Here is a 16,650-nt window from a genome sequence, read left to right on the forward strand (position 1 = left end):
TTCCGGAGGGTGGGGCACCTAGCCTAGCGGACGCACGCGGAAGTTGCGGCCCTTGATCCGCCCCGCGCGCAGCCGCTCCAGCGCTTTGGTCGCCAGCGCGCGGCCGATCGCCACGTAGGCGCGGGTGGCGAACACGTCGATCTTGCCGATGTCCTTCGCGTCCAGGCCGGCGTCGCCGGTGAGCGCGCCGAGGATGTCGCCGGGGCGCAGCTTGTCCTGGCGGCCGGCGTCGATCACCAGTGTCTTCATCGGCGCCAGCTGCAGGGTCTTGCCGCGCGGCGGCGCCACTTTCAGCGTGCGCCACGACAGCGGCACGCCGCCGGCCTCCTCGATGTTCGCCGCCTTCGGCCGTTCGCGCGGCGTGCACAGCGTGATCGCCAGCCCTGTTTCGCCGGCGCGGCCGGTGCGGCCGATGCGGTGGGTGTGGGTGTCCGGGTCGTGCGCCACGTCGTAGCAGAGCACCAGCGGCAGCGCGGCGATGTCCAGTCCGCGTGCGGCCACATCGGTGGCGACCAGCACGTTGCAGCTCTTGTTGGCGAAGCGCACCAGCACCTCGTCGCGGTCGCGCTGCTCCATGTCGCCGTGCAGGGCCAGCGCGGAGTAGCCGCGGCGGTCCAGTTCCTGCGCCACCGCGTCGACGTCGCGGCGCATGTTGCAGAACACCAGCGCGTGTTGTCCGCGCTCGCCGGCAAGCAGTTGCGCCAAGGCGTCGAGCTTCTGTGCGGGCTCGACCTCGATGAACTGCTGCTCGATCGCCGGCTTCTGCTCGGCCGGCGCGTCCACCGTGACCACCACCGGGTCGGTCTGCACGCGTTGACTCACCGCGCGGATCTCCTCCGGATAGGTGGCCGAGAACAGCAGCGTCTGGTGATGTTTGGCGATACGCCCGACGATGTCGTCGATCGCCTCGCTGAAACCCATGTCGAGCATGCGGTCGGCCTCGTCCAGCACCAGTACCTTGATGCCGCCGCCGTGCAGGCTGCCGCGCTTGAGGTGTTCCTGCACGCGGCCGGGCGTGCCGACCACGATGTGCGGGTCGTGCGACAGCGAAGCCAGCTGCGGCCCCAGCGGCATGCCGCCGCACAGGGTCAGCAGCTTCACGTTCGGGATGTTCGCGGCCAGCTTGCGGAGCGCCTTGCTGACCTGGTCGGCCAGCTCGCGCGTCGGGCACAGCACCAGCGCCTGCAGGCGGATCGTGTCCACGTCGATCGACTGCAGCAGGCTCAGCCCGAACGCTGCGGTCTTGCCGCTGCCGGTCTGCGCCTGCGCGATCACGTCGCGCCCGGCCAGCATCGGCGGCAGGCTCTGCGCCTGCACCGGGGTCATCTCGGTGTAGCCGAGGGTTTCCACGCTGGCGAGCAGGGCGGGTTTGAGCGGGAGCGTGTTGAAGGCGGTCATCCGCACATGATCGCATGGCGGCCATCGCGGCACGGGCTTGCATCTGGCGGCCGGCTCGCGGACCCTGTACGGCTACCGCCTCTCGCTGATCGCCGCCATGGATACCGTTTTCATCGAAGACTTGCGCATCGACGCCGTCATCGGCATCTACGACTGGGAGCGCCGGGTGCGCCAGACGCTGTCGTTCGACATCGAGATGGCGTTCGACAACACCGTGCCGGCGGCCAGCGACGACATCGCGCACACGCTGAACTACAAGGATGTGTCCAAGCGCCTGATCGGCTATGTGGAGGCGTCCGGCTTCGGCCTGGTCGAGACGCTGGCCGAGCGCTGCGCGGCGATCGTCCGCGAGGAGTTCGGCGTGGCCTGGGTGCGCCTGAAACTGTCCAAGCCCGGCGCGGTGCGCGGCGCGAAGGCGGTCGGCGTGTGCATCGAGCGCGGCACGCGAACGCTTTGATGGCACGGGTCTACCTGAGCCTGGGTTCCAACCTCGACCCGCAGCAGTACCTGCCTGCGGCCGTCAGGGAGTTGCGCGAGCGTTTCGGCGAGCTCACGGTGTCGCCGGCGTATCGCAGCAAGTCGGTGGGTTTCGATGGGGCGGATTTCATCAACCTGGCGGTGGGGCTGGATACCGATCTTCCACCGGAAGCGTTGAACGACTGGCTGCACGCGCTGGAAGACCGCCACGGCCGCCGCCGCGACGTGCCGCGCTATGCGGACCGCACGCTGGACGTCGACATCGTGTTCTACGACGCGCTGGTGCTCGATGGCCCGGGCCACCTGCAGATTCCGCGCAAGGAATTGCGGTATGCGTTCGTGCTGCGGCCGATCGCGGACATCGCGCCGGCGTTGCGGCACCCAGTCAGCGGGCGGAGCATGGCCGAGCTGTGGGCGGCGTTCCCGGCCGCCAGCGAGCCGCTGCAGGTCGAGCCACTGGCGGATTGAGCGGCGCACTGTCGCGCGCGTGCGGCGGGTGCTAGAAAGGCTGCTCACGATCCACGGATGAAGGGGAGATACGCATGGCCGGCAAATTTGCACGCAGTTGGGCGCTGCTGAAGGCGAGCGCGGCGGTGTTGCGTTCGGACAAGTCGCTGCTGGTGTTTCCGCTGCTGTCGGGGCTGTGCACGCTGTTGGTGGCGGCCAGTTTCCTGGTGCCGGTCGGGTTGATGGTGATCGGCGGCGGGCACGCCGGGCAGCGCTTCGAGCAGGGCATGACGGCAGGCGCCTACCTGCTGATGTTCGGTTTCTACCTGGTGCAGTACTTCGTGATCGTGTTCTTCCAGACCGCGCTGACCGGCGTGGCGCTGATGCACCTGCGCGGCGAGCCGGCCAGCGTGGGCGCCGGCTTCGCGCTGGCGCGCACACGGCTGCCGCAGATCCTCGGCTACGCGCTGATCGCCGCCACCGTCGGCCTGCTGCTGCGGATGATCCAGGAGCGGCTGGGCCTGATCGGCCGGCTGGTGGTCGGCTTCATCGGGCTGGCCTGGACCGTGGCCACCTTCCTGGTGGTGCCGGTGCTGGCCAGCGAGGGCACGGGCCCGGTCGATGCGGTGAAACGCAGCGTGGAGCTGCTCAAGCGCAGCTGGGGCGAGAACCTGATCGGCAACGGCGGCATCGGCGTGGTGTTCGGCCTGCTGATGCTGCTGGCGGTGCTGCTCGGTGCGGTGCTGCTCGGCGCGGCGGTGGTGTCACAGTCGGCCGTGGCGATCGTGCTGGCGGTGGCCGTGGTGGTGCTGGGGCTGACCCTGCTCGGGCTGGTCCAGGCGTCGCTGCAGGGCATCTACTCGGCCGCGTTGTACCGTTACGCGGAAGCGGGCGAGGCCAGCGTCGGTTTCGACCAGGCGCTGCTGCAGCAGGCTTTTGCGCCGAAGCAGCGGTAGTCGGCGGCGCGAACCTGCAACCGCGCAGGGCGCGCCTGCCGCGGTGCCCGTCTACGGCTTCTCCAGCCGGCGCAGGAACACGCCCATTTCCTTCTCGGCCTGCTTGTCGCCGCGTTGCGCGGCGGCGGCGATGCCGCTGCGCCAGGCCGCGGCGGCGGCCGCTGCGTCGCCGTGGGCAAGGCAGGCCTTGCCGAGCAGTTTCCACGCCGCCGAATAGGCCGGGTCGAAGCCGACGGCACGACGCAGTTCGTCGACCGCTGCGCCGGCATCGCCTTCGGTCAGCAGCGCGCTGCCCAGCGAGAAACGCAGCAGCGCGCCGTCGCGTGGGCCGCCGCACTGTTGGCGCAGGCTGGCGATCAGCTTCGCGCTCATGGCTGGGTGCGGTAGCGCCAGTCGTCGGCCGGGTAGACCCGGGTCGGCTGCGCGGGTTCGGGCGGGGTGTGGCCGCTGCGCAGGTCGGCCAGCGAGACGGCGGGCCAGGCCACCAGCCAGGAGGAGCGGAACGGCTGCGCCAGCAGGGCGTAGCGCAGGTCGTTCGCGTCCGGCCGGTGCACGTGCAGCACGATCACGCCGTCCGGGTGGGCGCGGGCGAAATCCTGGATGGCCTGGTCACCGAACAGTTCGCTGATCGGCCGGGTCAGCCGCCCCTCGAAATGGAACTGGCCTTCGTAGTTGCCGGTGTAGGCGAGCGGGTGGCCGGCCTGCTCGGCGGCGCCGAGCAGGTGGGCGATCGGGCGCAGGTCGTAACGCGACCACAAGGTCAGCGTGAACAGCGCGTTGAGCGCGAGTACACCGATCAGCCCGGCCACCGCCAGCCGGCGCAGCTCGCCGCGGCCGCGCAGCAGCAGCAGGCCGCCGAGCAACAGGAACACCACGCTGAAGTAGCGGCTGTACGGCGCCGCCGAATCGACCCACTCGCCGTGCAGGCGGTTGCTCGCCACCAGCAGCGGCAGCATGAACAGCGCCACGGCGAACGCGATGCCGCCCACGCCCAGCGGCCAGGTGCCGAGCCAGCCGTTGTCGGCCAGGTGCGGCCGGCGTTCGCGCAGCACGGCGATCGCGCCGGCCATCAGCAGTGCGGCGCCGGCGAGTTCCGGCAGCGGGTAGTACAGCTGCTTGCCGCTGATCAGCGAGAACACCACGAAGGTGGGCAGCAGCCAGCACAGCGCGAAGCGCAGGCCGGGTTCCAGCGGCCGGCGCAAGCTGGCCACGGCCACCCAGATGCGCGGCCAGCCGCTGAACGGGAACAGCATCAGCGGCAGCCACAGCAGGTAGAACCAGAACGGCTCGGCGTGGTTCTGCAGGTCCTTGCCGGCGGCCAGCTTGTCGACCACGCGGCCGGCGGTCTGAGTGAAGAACAGGCGTTGCCGGTACGCCTCGCCGCCGGAGAGCCCGGCCGGCAGCGCCCACGCCAGCAGCATCGCGCCGCCGAGCAGCAGCGCCAGCGCGCCGCGGCCGTACCAGCGCGCGCGGTGGCGGTCGGCCCAGTCGTTCCACAACGGGCCGAGCAGCCAGGGGAAGGCCACGTGCAGCAGCATCACCGGCCCCTTGGTCAGCAGCCCCAGGCCCACGCACACGCCGAACAGCAGCCAGCGCGGCTCGGCCCGCTGCATCCTCGGCGTCAGGCACAGCAGCGCGGCCAGCGCCCACGTGGCCAGCAGCACGTCGTACATGATCTGCAGGCCGAACAGGAACGCGTAGCCGAACGCCAGCAGCATCCACGGCGTCGCCTTGGCCATCCACGGCCGGTCCGGGAACAGCCGCCGCGCCAGCAGCGAGGCCAGCACCAGCTGCGCGCCGCCTACCAGCACCTCGAGCACGCGCGGCCACGCGTCACTGACGCCGAACGCGAACCAGCCGGCGTGGATCAGCCAGAACAGCAGCGGCGCCTTCTCGCTGTACGGCTGGCCGTTGATGTGCGGCACCAGCCAGTGACCCTGGTTCCACATCTCCCAGGCCACCGCCAGGGTGCGGGTGGAATACAGCGGCATCGGCCCGTGCGAGAAGATCGCCAGCAAGGCCACGGCGGCCCACAGCGGCAGCCAGGGCCAGACGGCGCGCAGTTGTTCGTAACGGCTGTAGGAGGGGCTCAATGACACGGGCAGGCTCTTAGCGGGCAGGAGACGGATTCTAGACTGCGCGAGGCGGCGGCAAGGCAACCGGCCCCGGGCGCCCGGCTCAGGCCGGGCCCCAGTAGCCGATGCGCCGGCGGATCTTCAGTTTGCGCCACAGGTTCAACGGTTTGCGCCGGCGATTCTTCGCGCCGCGGGCGACGAAGGCGTCGATCGCCTCCAGCACGCGTTCGCTGGAGCGGCCGTCGCGGTAGGGGTGGATCGCGTCGGCGTACTCGCGGATCGCCTGCAGCAGTTCCGGCGGCCGCGCCAGCGCGCGCCCGATCGCGCTCTCGAACTGCGCCGGGTCGTCGATGTCGATCAGCTGCGGGCCGGGCCGGCGGTTCTTGAATGTCACCACCGGCTTGCCGGTGAGCAGGAACTCGTTGAGCGCCGAGGAGGTGTCCGAGCACATCAGGTCGACCTGCGGGAACAGCTCCAGAATGTTGTCGTTCTCGGCGAAGCTGAGGTACTCGTTCTGCAGCGCCTTGAACTTCGCGGTGGTCTCCGGGTTCATCTTCGGATGGAAGGTGACGATCCAGCGCCAGCGGCCGTCGCGCGACAGCCGCTTCACTTCCTCGTACAGCGTTTCGGCCGCGCTCCACGACGGCGAGAAGGTGGAGTGGTACAGGATCACCGGCGGCTGGCGCACCGGCGGCAGCGGGCCGCTGATCTCCTGCATGAACGGGTCGAGCTTGGGGAACCCGGTCTCGGTCACGCTGAAGTGGCCGACCCTGTCGGCGATCGCCTGGAACTGCGCGGTGTCGCGCGGGCCGGTGGTGCAGTACAGGTCGAAGAAGCCGCGCACGTAGATGTGCCGCGGCTTGCCGGCGTCGAAGCCGTGGAAGGTCTCCACCTTCACCCCGGGGAAGAAGTGCGGCACCGCGTTGGACGAGGTGATCACCGCGAGCGGCTTCCACGCGCGCACTTCCTCGACCGTCAGCAGGCGTTCGCCGGCGACCATGTCCTCCGCGCCGGGGCCGTCGAAGAACCAGGCGGCCTCGGCGCCGCGGGCGCGTATGGCTTCCTGCAACGGGCGCAGGATCGCCAGCGCGTAGCGCTCGGAGCCGTACAGCAGGTAGTGCTTGGGAGCGGGCTTCGGGTCGGTCATCAGCGGTCGATATCGTGTTGGTGGAGCAGGTCGGCGGCGCTTGCCACCGACTCCGGGTGGCTGACCATCTCGTAGTACCGCATGCGCTTGTACAGCGCGTAGCTGGCCGCGGTCTGCGCGATCAGGAAGCCGCGCCAGCCGTCCAGGAAGGCCAGCCGGAACAGGTAGTCCTTGACGAAGGCCAGCAGGTAGACGAACGGTGCCTGCCACATCCGCACCGGCTTGCCCTTGTCCAGCCAGTCGCGGCATTTCAGCTCGGCGTAGCGCAGCACCTTCAGCTGCTTGTGCGGCAGGGTCGGGTTGTTGGCGTGGTCGAACGGGGCGCGCAGGGTCGGCGCGGCGCCGTCGAAACGCAGCGATTCGTGCACCCGCGCGTCGCTCCAGCGCGCGCGGCCGCGGTGGTACAGCCGCGCCAGCTTCTCGCCCACCGACGGGCGGTACCAGCGCATCGGTCGCCCCATGTAGATCGTGCGCCGGCGCAGGTACGCCGCCGGCGCATCGCCGTCCATCAGTGCCGGCAGGCGCTGCTGCAGCTCGGCGGCGAGTGCCGGGCTGAGGTATTCGTCGGCGTCCAGCACCAGGATCCAGTCGTGCGCGCACTGCGTGGTGGCGAAGTTGCGTTGCGCGCCGAAGCCCAGCCAGTCCTGGTGCACCACGCGCGCGCCATGCGCCTGCGCGATCGCCACCGTGTCGTCCTCGCTGCCGGAGTCGACCACCAGCTTCTCGGCCGCGAACGGCACGCTGTCCAGGCAGCGCGCGATGCTGCCGGCCTCGTTGCGGGTGATCACGGCAAGGGTCAGCGGGAACGTGGGCATGGGCGGATTCTAGCCGAAGCCCGGCATGCGCCCGCGGGCCGACGGACTGAACGGGTTGCGTGTCGGGCGAAGCCGGTCGCACCCCTGCACGGAAATCCATGACAATATTTGTCAGGCAGCAGCGGATCCGGCGTCACCTCTCCCTTTACCGCAACGGTACCCTACGGCAACGCATGAAACGGATCCTAGTCACCGGCGGCGCCGGCTTCCTCGGCTCGCACCTGTGCGATCGCCTGCTCCACGACGGCCACGACGTGCTGTGCGTGGACAACTTCTTCACCGGCAGCAAGCGCAATGTCGCGCACCTGCTCGCCCACCCGTACTTCGAGCTGATGCGCCACGACGTGACCTTCCCGCTGTACGTGGAGGTGGAGCGCATCTTCAACCTGGCCTGCCCGGCCTCGCCGGTGCACTACCAGCACGACCCGGTGCAGACCACCAAGACCAGCGTGCACGGCGCGATCAACATGCTGGGCCTGGCCAAGCGGGTGAAGGCGCGTATCCTGCAGGCCTCCACCAGCGAGGTGTACGGCGACCCGGAAGTGCACCCGCAGGTCGAGGGTTACTGGGGCCGGGTCAATCCGATCGGCATCCGCAGCTGCTACGACGAGGGCAAGCGCTGCGCCGAGACGCTGTTCTTCGACTACTACCGCCAGCACGACCTCGACATCAAGGTGGTGCGCATCTTCAACACCTACGGCCCGCGCATGCACCCGAACGACGGCCGGGTGGTCAGCAACTTCATCATGCAGGCACTGCGCGGCGAGGACATCACCATCTACGGCGACGGCAGCCAGACGCGCAGCTTCTGCTACGTCGACGACCTGATCGAGGCGATCGTGCGCATGATGGAATCCGAGCGCGGCTTCACCGGTCCGGTGAACATCGGCAACCCGGTCGAACACACCATGCTGGAGCTGGCCGAGAAGGTGATCGCCCTGGTCGGCGGCCGCTCGAAGCTGGTGTACCGGCCGCTGCCGTCGGACGACCCGCGCCAGCGCCAGCCCGACATCGGCGTGGCCCGCGAGCGGCTCGGCTGGCAGCCGACGGTGGCGCTGGAGGACGGCCTGCAGGAGACCATCGGCTACTTCCGCCGCCTGCTGCAGGACGGTGCGGCGGCATGACCAGCTTCGCGGTCGTCATCACCAGCTACAACTATCGCGGCTTCGTCGGCACGGCGGTCGACAGCGCGCTGGCGCAGAGCCGCGCGCCGATGCAGGTCATCGTGGTCGACGACGGCTCCACCGACGGCACGCCGGCGTATCTGCGCGAACGCTACGGCGCCGACCCGCGGGTGACCCTGCTGTGCGGCGAGAATGGCGGCCAGCTGGTCGCGTTCCAGCGCGGCGTGGCGCAGGCCCGCGCCGACGTGGTCTGCTTCCTCGACGCTGACGACCGCTGGGAGCCGGACTACCTGGCGCGCCTGGGCGAACTCTACGACAGCCGCCGCGATGTCGACTTCGTGTTCTCCGACATGCAGCTGTTCGGCGACCAGCAGCGCTGGATGGGTTACGCCGCGTGTTCGCGCGACCTCGGCTTCACCGCGATCAGCACCTACGTGCTGATGCACTGGTACGGCGCGCCGACCTCGGCGTTGTCGATGCGCGCGCTGTGGGCGCGCCGCACGCTGGAGCTGCCGGCGGAGCTGGGCCAGACCTGGCGGCTGTCCGCCGACAACTGCCTGGTGTTCGGCGCCAGCGTGCTGGGCGCGCACAAGTACTACCTGCGCACCGGCGCGGTGCATTACCGCATCCATGGCAACAACGGCTGGTGGGGCCGGCAGACGGCGGCCACGACCTACCTCAACCGGTTCCGCTCGCGCTGCCTGATCGAGATCTACGCCCGGAACATTGGCCTGGACGAGCGCTGCCTGGAGAGCGTCAAGCACGAGTTCCGCACCAAGCCCGACCCCTCGTGGCGCGAGGCCCGGCACTACGCGAAGCTGGCGCGCCTGCGCCACGGCTCGTGGCTGCGCAACCAGCAGCGTGCCGCGTCGATCCTGTGGTCGGCCATCCGGCCACGCCGGCACGTGCCGGCGACGGACTGAGCCCGCCGCCGTGCGCATCAGCGTCGCCGTGATCACCTACAACTGGCCCACCGCGCTGGCGCGGGTGCTGCGCGCGCTGGCCGCGCAGAGCGAGCTGCCGCACGAGGTGATCGTCACCGACGACGGCTCGCAGCCGGCCACGCGCGAACTGCTGGAGCGCATCGCCGCGGACTACCCGGTGCGCCTGGTGCACCTGTGGCAGCCGGACGATGGCGCGCGCATGAGCCGCGCGCGCAACCGCGCGATCGCCGCCGCGCAGGGCGACTACGTGATCCTGCTCGACGGCGACATGGTCGCCGAGCCGCACTTCGTCGCCGACCATCGCGCGTTCGCGCGCCGCGGCTGCTTCGTGCAGGGCTCGCGCGTGCTGACCGACGCCGCGCTGACCCGCCGCCTGCTGGAGGGCGTGGCGCTGCCGGGCTTCTTCGGCCGCGGCATCGAGCGGCGCCGGCACACCCTGCGCCTGCCGTGGCTGGCGCGCTGGTATGCCCGGCCCGGCACCAAGCAACGCGGCATCAAGAGCTGCAACATGGCGTTCTGGCGCGACGACCTGCTGCGCCTGAACGGCTTCAACGAGGCGATGACCGGTTGGGGCCGCGAGGATACCGAGTTGGCCCTGCGCGCCTTCCATGCGGGCCTGCTCCGGCGCGAGCTGCGCTTCAGCGCGCTGGCGACGCACCTGTACCATCCCACCCGCAAGCACGTCGTCGACAATCCGAACGACCGCATCGTGGACGAAACGCGGACGTACCGGCTGCTGCGTTGCGAGCGCGGCGTCGAGCAGCACCTGGGCGAGTTCGCCGATCCGCCGCCGGACCTGCGCGCGCTCGCCGCTCAGCCGAGCTGACGCAAGGCGGCATCCAGCCGCGCGGCGAAGCTCGCTTCGTTCGACTCGAACCAGGCCCGCGCCTGGACACCCAGCGCCGCGCGTTCGTGCCCGGGCATCGCCAGCAGGCGTTCGATGGCCGCTTCCAGCGCCGCCTCGTCGAAGCGATGCAGCGTGCTCAGGTTGAACGGCCCGGCGTCGCTGGCGCCGATCAGGACGCCGCGTGCCGGGGTGACCAGCTCGTTCATCGGCGGTGCGTCGCAGCTGACTACCACCGCGCCGCAACTCATCGCCTCGACCAGGTAGTGACCCCAGCCCTCGGTCTCCGACAGGCACAGGTGGAACAGGTGCGCGTTCTGCAGCCGGCGGATCTCGCGCACGTCGCCCGGATAGCCGATCCGGTGTTCGATGTTGGCCGGCACCGGCGCAGTCAGCGGGGTGGCGGTGCGCGGCGACTGCAGCACCAGCAGCTTCGGCCATTCCGGGTGCCGCTGCCATAGCGCCAGCAGGCGCTGCGTGCCCTTCATGCGGCTGGCGCCGGCCAGGTGCAGGAAGGTCGGCTGCCGCGGAATTTCCGGCTGCAGGCAGTCGGTGCTGCGAAAGCCGATGTACAGCGCGCGGCAGCCGCGGGCGGCGAACAGCCCGACCGCATGCCGGGTCTTGCACAGGATCGCGTCGTGGCGAGCCAGGTAGCGCTGGCTGCGTGGCGACAGCCATTCCGGGTTTGGCACCAGCAGGTTCCGCCGCGCCAGCCCGAACCAGTCCGGACGCACGTGCTCCAGTGCGATGTTGAAGTCGTACAGCGTGGCGTGCCGGTCGGCGTGGCGCAGCCGTTGCCACCACATGCGCGCATGCGCCAGCCATACCTTGCGGCGGCCATCGTGCCGGTGCGGGCCGAGCCGGGTCACCTGGACCTGATGACCGAGCGCGACCAGGGCCGCGGACAGCAGCCGGATGTCGTGGCTGAGACCGCGCTGGTTGTCCCATGCAAGCAGATTGATGCGGGCCATGGCAGGCGTCAGCAGGATGGAGCGTTGCGCTGCAGACGGCCGATGCCGACGGCCAGGCCCAGCACGAGGAACAGATAGAGCGATTGCGGCATGGCCCGATAGAACACGTTGTCGCCGAACGCACACAGGGCGTACATGCCGATCACCATCACCCCGGCCGCCGCCGCCGCGGCGACCGGCTCCCGCGGATGGCCGAGCTGGCGGGCAAAAAAGCCCAGCGGCACGGCGAGGAACAGCAGCAGCACCAGCAGCGCGGGCAGGCCGCCGGCTACCATCGATTCGAGGTATTCGCTGTGTGGGTGCACATACTTGGCGATCAGCGGGCTGGCATTGCCCGCAGCGGCCTGTTCGCGCACATAGACGCCGAACTGGTCCAGGCCGATGCCGGCCAGCGGATGCTCGCTGAAGGCCTGCCATGCGGTGCGCCACATTTCCAGCCGTTCGCCGACGGCGCTGCCGTTGCTGTCGCCGCCGGTGTCGTAACTGGCGATCTCGGCCGGGACATCGGTCAGCCGTTCGACCAGTTCCCGGTGCAGCGTGGCGGTGACCGCCAGCATGCCGAGCACGGTTGCCGCGAACAGCACCAGCACGCGGCGCCAGTGCCGCGAACGCATCGCATGCCACAGCATCAGCCCCAGGTAGACCGGGGCGAACGACAGCAGCGGGCCGCGGCTCTGGGTCAGCACCGCGCCGTACAGGCCGACCGCCACGGCGGCGACGTGCAGCCAGCGGTCGCCGCGCCGGGTGTCCGGCCGCAACGCCTGCAGCATCGCCAGCAGCACCAGCACCAGCAGGTACATCGCAAACTCGACCGCGGCCCAGTCGCCGCCGTTCAATCCGTAGGGGCGGTCGACACCCAGCGCGTAGCGCTGGTACAGGCTCGCCGCACCCAGCAGCACGGCGGTCAGGCTGAAGCCAAGCGCGATCACGCGCTGCTTCAGCGGCAGCGTGAACACGGCCGCGATGCCCAGGAACAGCAGGGTCTGCGCCGGCAGGTCGAGGGTGGACCAGTCGAGCCGGTGGCTCAGGAAGTTGCCGATGTCATACAGCAGGCGCAGCATGCAGACGGCGATGACCGGCCAGGCCAGTCGCCAGGCCTGCCGACTCTCCGCCCGCGTGGCCAGCAGGACCACGCCGGTCACGAACAGCAGGGCCATCGGCAGGCTCTTGAAGCGCCCGGATACGGCGAAACACAGCGGCATGACTGCCAGCAGCAGCGAAGCGGTCCAGAGCTGCCATGAAGCGGGGTGAGCGCGCACGCGAGAAACCTGTCGAAGCAACGTGTAATCCCTGTCCGGCCATGCTAGCGGGCCAGCGTCCTCGACTTGGCATGCGCGCGCCGCATCGTAACGCGAAGGTTCATCTTCCATGTGTGCCGTTCCGTGGGCGTGTCGTGAATGGGTGCTGCGCTTTTGTTCAGAGCGTGTCGTCGGCCTGCGGGTCCGCGCTGGCGCCGGGCACGCAGCCGGGCACCACCGCGTTGGCCTGGAACATCCACCACTCGCGGCGGTTGGCGTGGCCGACGTAGGTGGCGCGATGGCGGTCCACGCAGGCGCCCATCGCCTCGTCGAGGCTGAAGATCCAGCGATGCGCCGGGTCCTGCCGCTGCCAGGCGATCGCCTCGGCATATTGCTGCGGCCACGGTTTCAGGAAGCCGAACTCGGCGACCGGCCCCGCGGCCATCAGCAGGTTCTGCTCCTTCCAGGCGAGCAGGCCGATGGTGGCGTCGGGGCCGGCCATGGCGCGCGCCTGCACCATCACGTCGCGCGCCGAGCGGTCACCGTTGAGCATCGGATAGCCCCACAGCCCATACACGCTCCACAGCACACCGGCGAACAGCAGCCAGCCCAGCGGCGCGCGGCGCACCCGGGTCAGCGCCACGATGACCAGGCCAGTCGCGCCGATGGCCAGCAGCATCCACCAGATCTGTGGATCGAGACTCTGCTCGATCTTCACCGCCCAGGCCGGATGACGATGGATCGCCAGCGCGGCGGCGGCGGTCAGCGCGCCGGCCAGCAGCACGGTCAGCGCGCACACCGCGAGGCGCACGCCGCGCCGGCGCAGCAGGCCGGGCAGCAGCGGTGCCAGCGCCAGCGCGGTCATCGGCAGCGCCGGCAGGATGTAGACGTCGCGCTTGCCCGGGCTGAACGAGAAGAACAGCAACATCAGCACGATCCAGCCCAGCGGCAGCAGGAAGCGCGCGTCGCGCCGCTGCAGCCGGCGCCACCATGCCGGCAGCGCCCATGGCAGCAGCAGCGACAGCGGCAGCCAGTCGACGACGATGATGCCGAGGAAGTAGAACGGCGAGTGGAGGTGTCCGGTCGGCGTGGCGTAGCGGTGCACGGTCTGCCCGAACAGGATGTTCTGCACGTACGCGGCGTGCTGCGGATCGCCGTCGGCATGGGCGACCAGCAGCATCGGCAGCAGCCAACCCAGGATCGGCACGAAGAACAGCGCCAGGCCGCCGGCCCAGCGCCAGCCGCCGACCGGCAGCGCCAACTGGCGCCAGTGGCCGCGGCGCGCGACCAGGTACGGCAGCAGCATCAAGAGCGCCAGCACGCCGACGCCCTTGGTCGCCACGCCCAGGCCGGCGAAGAAGCATCCCACGGCGAACCAGCGCCACGACGGCCCCAGCAGCAGGTGGCGCAGCAGGCCGTAGTTGGCCAGGGTGATCCAGCCCAGCAGCAGCGGGTCGATCTGCGCATTGCGCATCTGGTAGGTGAAGTGGATGGTGACCAGCAGCGTGGCCGCGGCCAGCAGCGCGCTGCGGTGGTTCCACAGCCGGCGTGCCAGGTCGTAGACCAGCGCCAGCGCGCCCAGCGCGGCGAGCAGCGAGGGCAGCAGGAAGGCGATGCGCCAGTGGTGGGTGAGGTAGTAGCTGAGCGCCTGCAGCCACATGAACACCGGCGGCTTGTCCGGGTACAGCTCGTGGCCACGGTGCGGGAACAGCCACTGGCCGTGCTCGACCATCCACTGCGCCACCAGCGCGAAGCGCGGTTCGTCGGACGGCCACGGGTCGCGCAAGCCGATGCCGAGGCCGAGCAGCAGCAGCGCGAACACGCCGAACAGCAGCAGCTCCGCGCGGGCGCTGCGCAGCCACAGCGGGCGCGCATGGGACAAGGATGCGCAGGGATTCACGGGTGGGGCGTTCCGTCGGCGGGGGTCGGGGGAGTGCCAAGCATAGCCCGGCGGTGGTATGCCGACCTCATGGAGGGCTCAGCGGGACTTTTGCAGCACCGCGTAGTACATGCCGTCGAGGTCGCCGTCGCCGGGCAGGATCTGCCAGCCCAGCGCAGCGGGCTGGCCCGCCGGCAGGGTGAACGCCAGCGCCTGCGCATCGGTTTGTGCCGCGAGCAGTTCGCCGACGATCGCCTCGTTCTCCGCGCGCAGCACCGAGCAGGTGACGTAGAGCAGCCGCCCGCCCGGCGCCAGCAGCGGCCACAGCGCGGACAGGAGGCGACGCTGCTGTGCGTGCATCGCGGTGATGTCGCTCTCGCGCCGGTGCAAGCGCACGTCCGGCCGGCGGCGCAGCACGCCGCTGGCCGAGCACGGCGCGTCGAGCAGGATGCGGTCGAACGGCCGACCCTTCCACCAGCCCTTCGGCGCGCCGGCGTCGCCGACCACGATTTTCGCGTCCAGGCGCAGACGCATCAGGTTCTGGCGGATGCGTTCGGCGCGCGGCGCGTCGAACTCCAGCGCGGTGAGGTCGATGTCGGCGCGTTCGAGCAGGTGGCAGGCCTTGCCGCCGGGGGCGGCGCAGGCATCCAGCACGCGCAGGTCGTCGTGCAGGTCGGCCAGGTCGGCAGCTGCTTGCGCGGCGCCGTCCTGCACCGCGAACAGGCCATCCTCGAAGCCGGGCAGGCGGGTGACATCGCTGCTGTGCGGCAGCACCAGCGCGTCGCTCAGCCACGGATGCGCAGTGGCGGTGTAGCCAGCGGTCTGCAGCCGGGCGAGCAGCGCCTCGCGCGTGCTGCGCCGGCGGTTGACACGCAGCATCAGCGGCGGTTCGGCGTTGTCGGCGGCCATCACCGCCTCGGCCTGCAGCGGCCAGTCGCGCGCAAGCGCCGCGGCCAGCCAGGCCGGGTGCGCGTGGCGGGTCTGCGGCCGGGCATCGAGTTTCGCCAGCAGGCTTTCGCGTTCGCGCTGCCAGCGCCGCAGCACGGCGTTGACCAGGCCGGCCAGTTGCGGCCGCTTGAGCGCGCGCACCGCCTCGACCGTGGCGGCCACCGCGGCGTAGGCCGCAAGTTCGAGGATCTCCAACTGGACCAGTCCCAGCACCAGCAGCGCGTGCACGGCCGGGTCCTTGTGCCGCAGCGATTTTTCCAGCAGGCCGTCGACCGCCGGATCGAAACGCAGCCACCAGCGCGCGCCTTCGCTGAGCAGAGCCATCAGCAGGGCGCGGTCGCGTGGGTCGGCCAGCCTGGGCGCGGAACGCTCCATCACGTCGCGCAGCGAGGCGCCGCGCAGGGCCACCTCGGCGAGCCCTTTGGCGGCCAGCGCGCGGGTGTCGGCCTTCATCAGCCGCGCCGCAATTCGGGACGGGCGTTGAGGTAGTCGGTCGCGCCGATACGCCTGCCGCCGGCGCGCTGCACCGCGCTGACGCGCAGCGCGCCCTGCCCGCAGGCGAGGTCGATGCCGTCGCGCCCGGCGGCCAGCACGCTGCCCGGCGCGGCGTGGTGGTCCGCCTCGATCGCGCGGGCGGCCCAGATCCGCAGCGGTTCGCCGGCGATCTCGCCTGCGGCCACCGGCCACGGGTCGAACGCGCGCACCTGGCGCTCCAGTTCGATCGCGGGGCGGCTGAAATCGAGCTTCGCCTCGGCCTTGTCCAGCTTGTGTGCGTAGGTCACGCCGGTTTCCGGCTGCGGCGTGGCGGCCAGTGTCTCGCCGGCCAGCGTGCGGCGCAGGCCCTCGGCCAGCACCTCCGCGCCCAGCGTGGCGAGGCGGTCGTGCAGCGAGCCGCCGGTGTCGTCGCGGCCGATCGGCGTGCGCCGTTCGAGCAGCACCGGGCCGGTATCCAGACCCGCCTCCATCCGCATCAGGTCGACGCCGCTCTCGGCATCGCCGGCCAGGATCGCGCGCTGGATCGGCGCGGCGCCGCGCCAGCGCGGCAGCACGCTGGCGTGCACGTTCCAGCAGCCGAGGCGCGGAATCGCCAGCACCTTGCGCGGCAGGATCAGGCCGTAGGCCACCACCACCAGCAGGTCGGGACGGTAGTCGGCGAGCCGCTGCTGTACCTCGGCGGGTTTCAGCGATTCGGGCTGCTCGACCGCGAGGCCGGCGGCCAGCGCGGCCCGTTTCACCGGACTCTCCGCGAGCTGGCGACCGCGGCCGGCGGGGCGGTCGGGCTGGGTATAGACGGCCACCACCTCGGCGCCGCTGGCACGGCAGGCCTCGAGACAAGGGACGGAGAACTCGGGGGTGCCGGCGAAGACGACCCGCAGGCGCCGGCCGC

General features: G+C 70.6%; 16 protein-coding genes. 6 read left to right on the forward strand and 10 right to left on the reverse strand.

Features of this window, described 5'->3' with window-relative positions; all coding sequences use genetic code 11:
* Nucleotides 1-18 precede the first annotated feature (18 nt).
* Entirely contained in the window at nucleotides 19-1,398 is a 1,380-nt protein-coding gene (gene dbpA / locus RHOOR92_RS0112575; protein WP_027490388.1) for an ATP-dependent RNA helicase DbpA, read from the reverse strand.
* A 97-nt stretch (nucleotides 1,399-1,495) separates the two neighbouring features.
* On the opposite strand from dbpA, the gene folB reads away from it, so the two are divergent.
* From folB to RHOOR92_RS0112590, 3 genes are all read left to right on the forward strand, one after another.
* On the forward strand, nucleotides 1,496-1,855 hold the full coding sequence (folB, locus tag RHOOR92_RS0112580) for a dihydroneopterin aldolase (protein ID WP_007513495.1): 360 nt from the start codon (nucleotides 1,496-1,498) through the stop codon (nucleotides 1,853-1,855).
* On the forward strand, nucleotides 1,855-2,343 hold the full coding sequence (gene folK / locus RHOOR92_RS0112585) for a 2-amino-4-hydroxy-6-hydroxymethyldihydropteridine diphosphokinase (protein WP_015449024.1): 489 nt from the start codon (nucleotides 1,855-1,857) through the stop codon (nucleotides 2,341-2,343). Before folB ends, folK begins: the two co-directional genes overlap by 1 nt.
* A gap of 74 nt (nucleotides 2,344-2,417) precedes the next feature.
* A complete protein-coding gene (locus RHOOR92_RS0112590) occupies nucleotides 2,418-3,278 on the forward strand; it encodes a DUF6159 family protein (protein WP_007513499.1) in 861 nt (286 codons plus the stop codon).
* A gap of 51 nt (nucleotides 3,279-3,329) precedes the next feature.
* On the opposite strand, the gene RHOOR92_RS0112595 is transcribed toward RHOOR92_RS0112590, so the two are convergent.
* The 4 genes from RHOOR92_RS0112595 to RHOOR92_RS0112610 form a co-directional block, all read right to left on the reverse strand.
* The gene (locus RHOOR92_RS0112595) at nucleotides 3,330-3,650 is read right to left on the reverse strand and encodes a tetratricopeptide repeat protein (protein WP_027490389.1); all 321 of its coding nucleotides are present in this window, start codon (nucleotides 3,648-3,650) and stop codon (nucleotides 3,330-3,332) included.
* Entirely contained in the window at nucleotides 3,647-5,377 is a 1,731-nt protein-coding gene (locus RHOOR92_RS0112600; protein ID WP_231378388.1) for a glycosyltransferase family 39 protein, read from the reverse strand. Before RHOOR92_RS0112600 ends, RHOOR92_RS0112595 begins: the two co-directional genes overlap by 4 nt.
* 79 nt (nucleotides 5,378-5,456) lie before the next feature.
* Nucleotides 5,457-6,500 (reverse strand): CDP-glycerol glycerophosphotransferase family protein, encoded by a 1,044-nt coding sequence (locus RHOOR92_RS0112605; RefSeq protein WP_027490391.1) that lies wholly within the window; start codon nucleotides 6,498-6,500, stop codon nucleotides 5,457-5,459.
* Entirely contained in the window at nucleotides 6,500-7,315 is an 816-nt protein-coding gene (locus tag RHOOR92_RS0112610; RefSeq protein WP_027490392.1) for a glycosyltransferase family 2 protein, read from the reverse strand. Before RHOOR92_RS0112610 ends, RHOOR92_RS0112605 begins: the two co-directional genes overlap by 1 nt.
* A 173-nt stretch (nucleotides 7,316-7,488) precedes the next feature.
* Between RHOOR92_RS0112610 and RHOOR92_RS0112615 the strand changes: the two genes are divergently transcribed.
* Genes RHOOR92_RS0112615 through RHOOR92_RS0112625 form a run of 3 tightly spaced genes read left to right on the forward strand, consistent with a single transcriptional unit; the run spans nucleotide 7,489 to nucleotide 10,209 of the window.
* Nucleotides 7,489-8,439: a UDP-glucuronic acid decarboxylase family protein gene (locus RHOOR92_RS0112615; RefSeq protein ID WP_007513508.1), complete on the forward strand. Its 951-nt coding sequence runs from the start codon at nucleotides 7,489-7,491 to the stop codon at nucleotides 8,437-8,439.
* The gene (locus RHOOR92_RS0112620) at nucleotides 8,436-9,362 is read left to right on the forward strand and encodes a glycosyltransferase family 2 protein (protein ID WP_007513510.1); all 927 of its coding nucleotides are present in this window, start codon (nucleotides 8,436-8,438) and stop codon (nucleotides 9,360-9,362) included. The genes RHOOR92_RS0112615 and RHOOR92_RS0112620 overlap by 4 nt, the downstream gene beginning before the upstream one ends.
* Before the next feature lie 10 nt (nucleotides 9,363-9,372).
* Complete coding sequence (locus tag RHOOR92_RS0112625; protein ID WP_027490393.1) at nucleotides 9,373-10,209, forward strand: glycosyltransferase family 2 protein; 837 nt, start codon at nucleotides 9,373-9,375, stop codon at nucleotides 10,207-10,209.
* Here RHOOR92_RS0112625 and RHOOR92_RS0112630 read toward each other — a convergent pair.
* The 5 genes from RHOOR92_RS0112630 to fmt all read right to left on the reverse strand — a co-directional run bounded on the left by RHOOR92_RS0112630 (nucleotide 10,197) and on the right by fmt (nucleotide 16,639).
* Complete coding sequence (locus tag RHOOR92_RS0112630; RefSeq protein ID WP_027490394.1) at nucleotides 10,197-11,198, reverse strand: glycosyltransferase; 1,002 nt, start codon at nucleotides 11,196-11,198, stop codon at nucleotides 10,197-10,199. The two genes, RHOOR92_RS0112625 and RHOOR92_RS0112630, sit on opposite strands and share 13 nt — an antisense overlap.
* Nucleotides 11,199-11,206: 8 nt before the next feature.
* Nucleotides 11,207-12,457, reverse strand: a complete 1,251-nt coding sequence (locus tag RHOOR92_RS0112635) for an O-antigen ligase family protein (RefSeq protein WP_231378389.1) — start codon at nucleotides 12,455-12,457, stop codon at nucleotides 11,207-11,209.
* Nucleotides 12,458-12,614: 157 nt separating this feature from the next.
* Nucleotides 12,615-14,336: a glycosyltransferase family 39 protein gene (locus tag RHOOR92_RS0112640; protein WP_027490395.1), complete on the reverse strand. Its 1,722-nt coding sequence runs from the start codon at nucleotides 14,334-14,336 to the stop codon at nucleotides 12,615-12,617.
* A 78-nt stretch (nucleotides 14,337-14,414) separates the two neighbouring features.
* Nucleotides 14,415-15,716, reverse strand: a complete 1,302-nt coding sequence (gene rsmB / locus RHOOR92_RS0112645) for a 16S rRNA (cytosine(967)-C(5))-methyltransferase RsmB (protein WP_027490396.1) — start codon at nucleotides 15,714-15,716, stop codon at nucleotides 14,415-14,417.
* Nucleotides 15,716-16,639, reverse strand: a complete 924-nt coding sequence (fmt, locus tag RHOOR92_RS0112650; protein WP_027490397.1) for a methionyl-tRNA formyltransferase — start codon at nucleotides 16,637-16,639, stop codon at nucleotides 15,716-15,718. Before fmt ends, rsmB begins: the two co-directional genes overlap by 1 nt.
* Between the last annotated feature and the right edge of the window lie 11 nt (nucleotides 16,640-16,650).

This window comes from Rhodanobacter sp. OR92 (assembly GCF_000427545.1).
Taxonomy (GTDB): Bacteria; Pseudomonadota; Gammaproteobacteria; order Xanthomonadales; family Rhodanobacteraceae; genus Rhodanobacter; species Rhodanobacter denitrificans.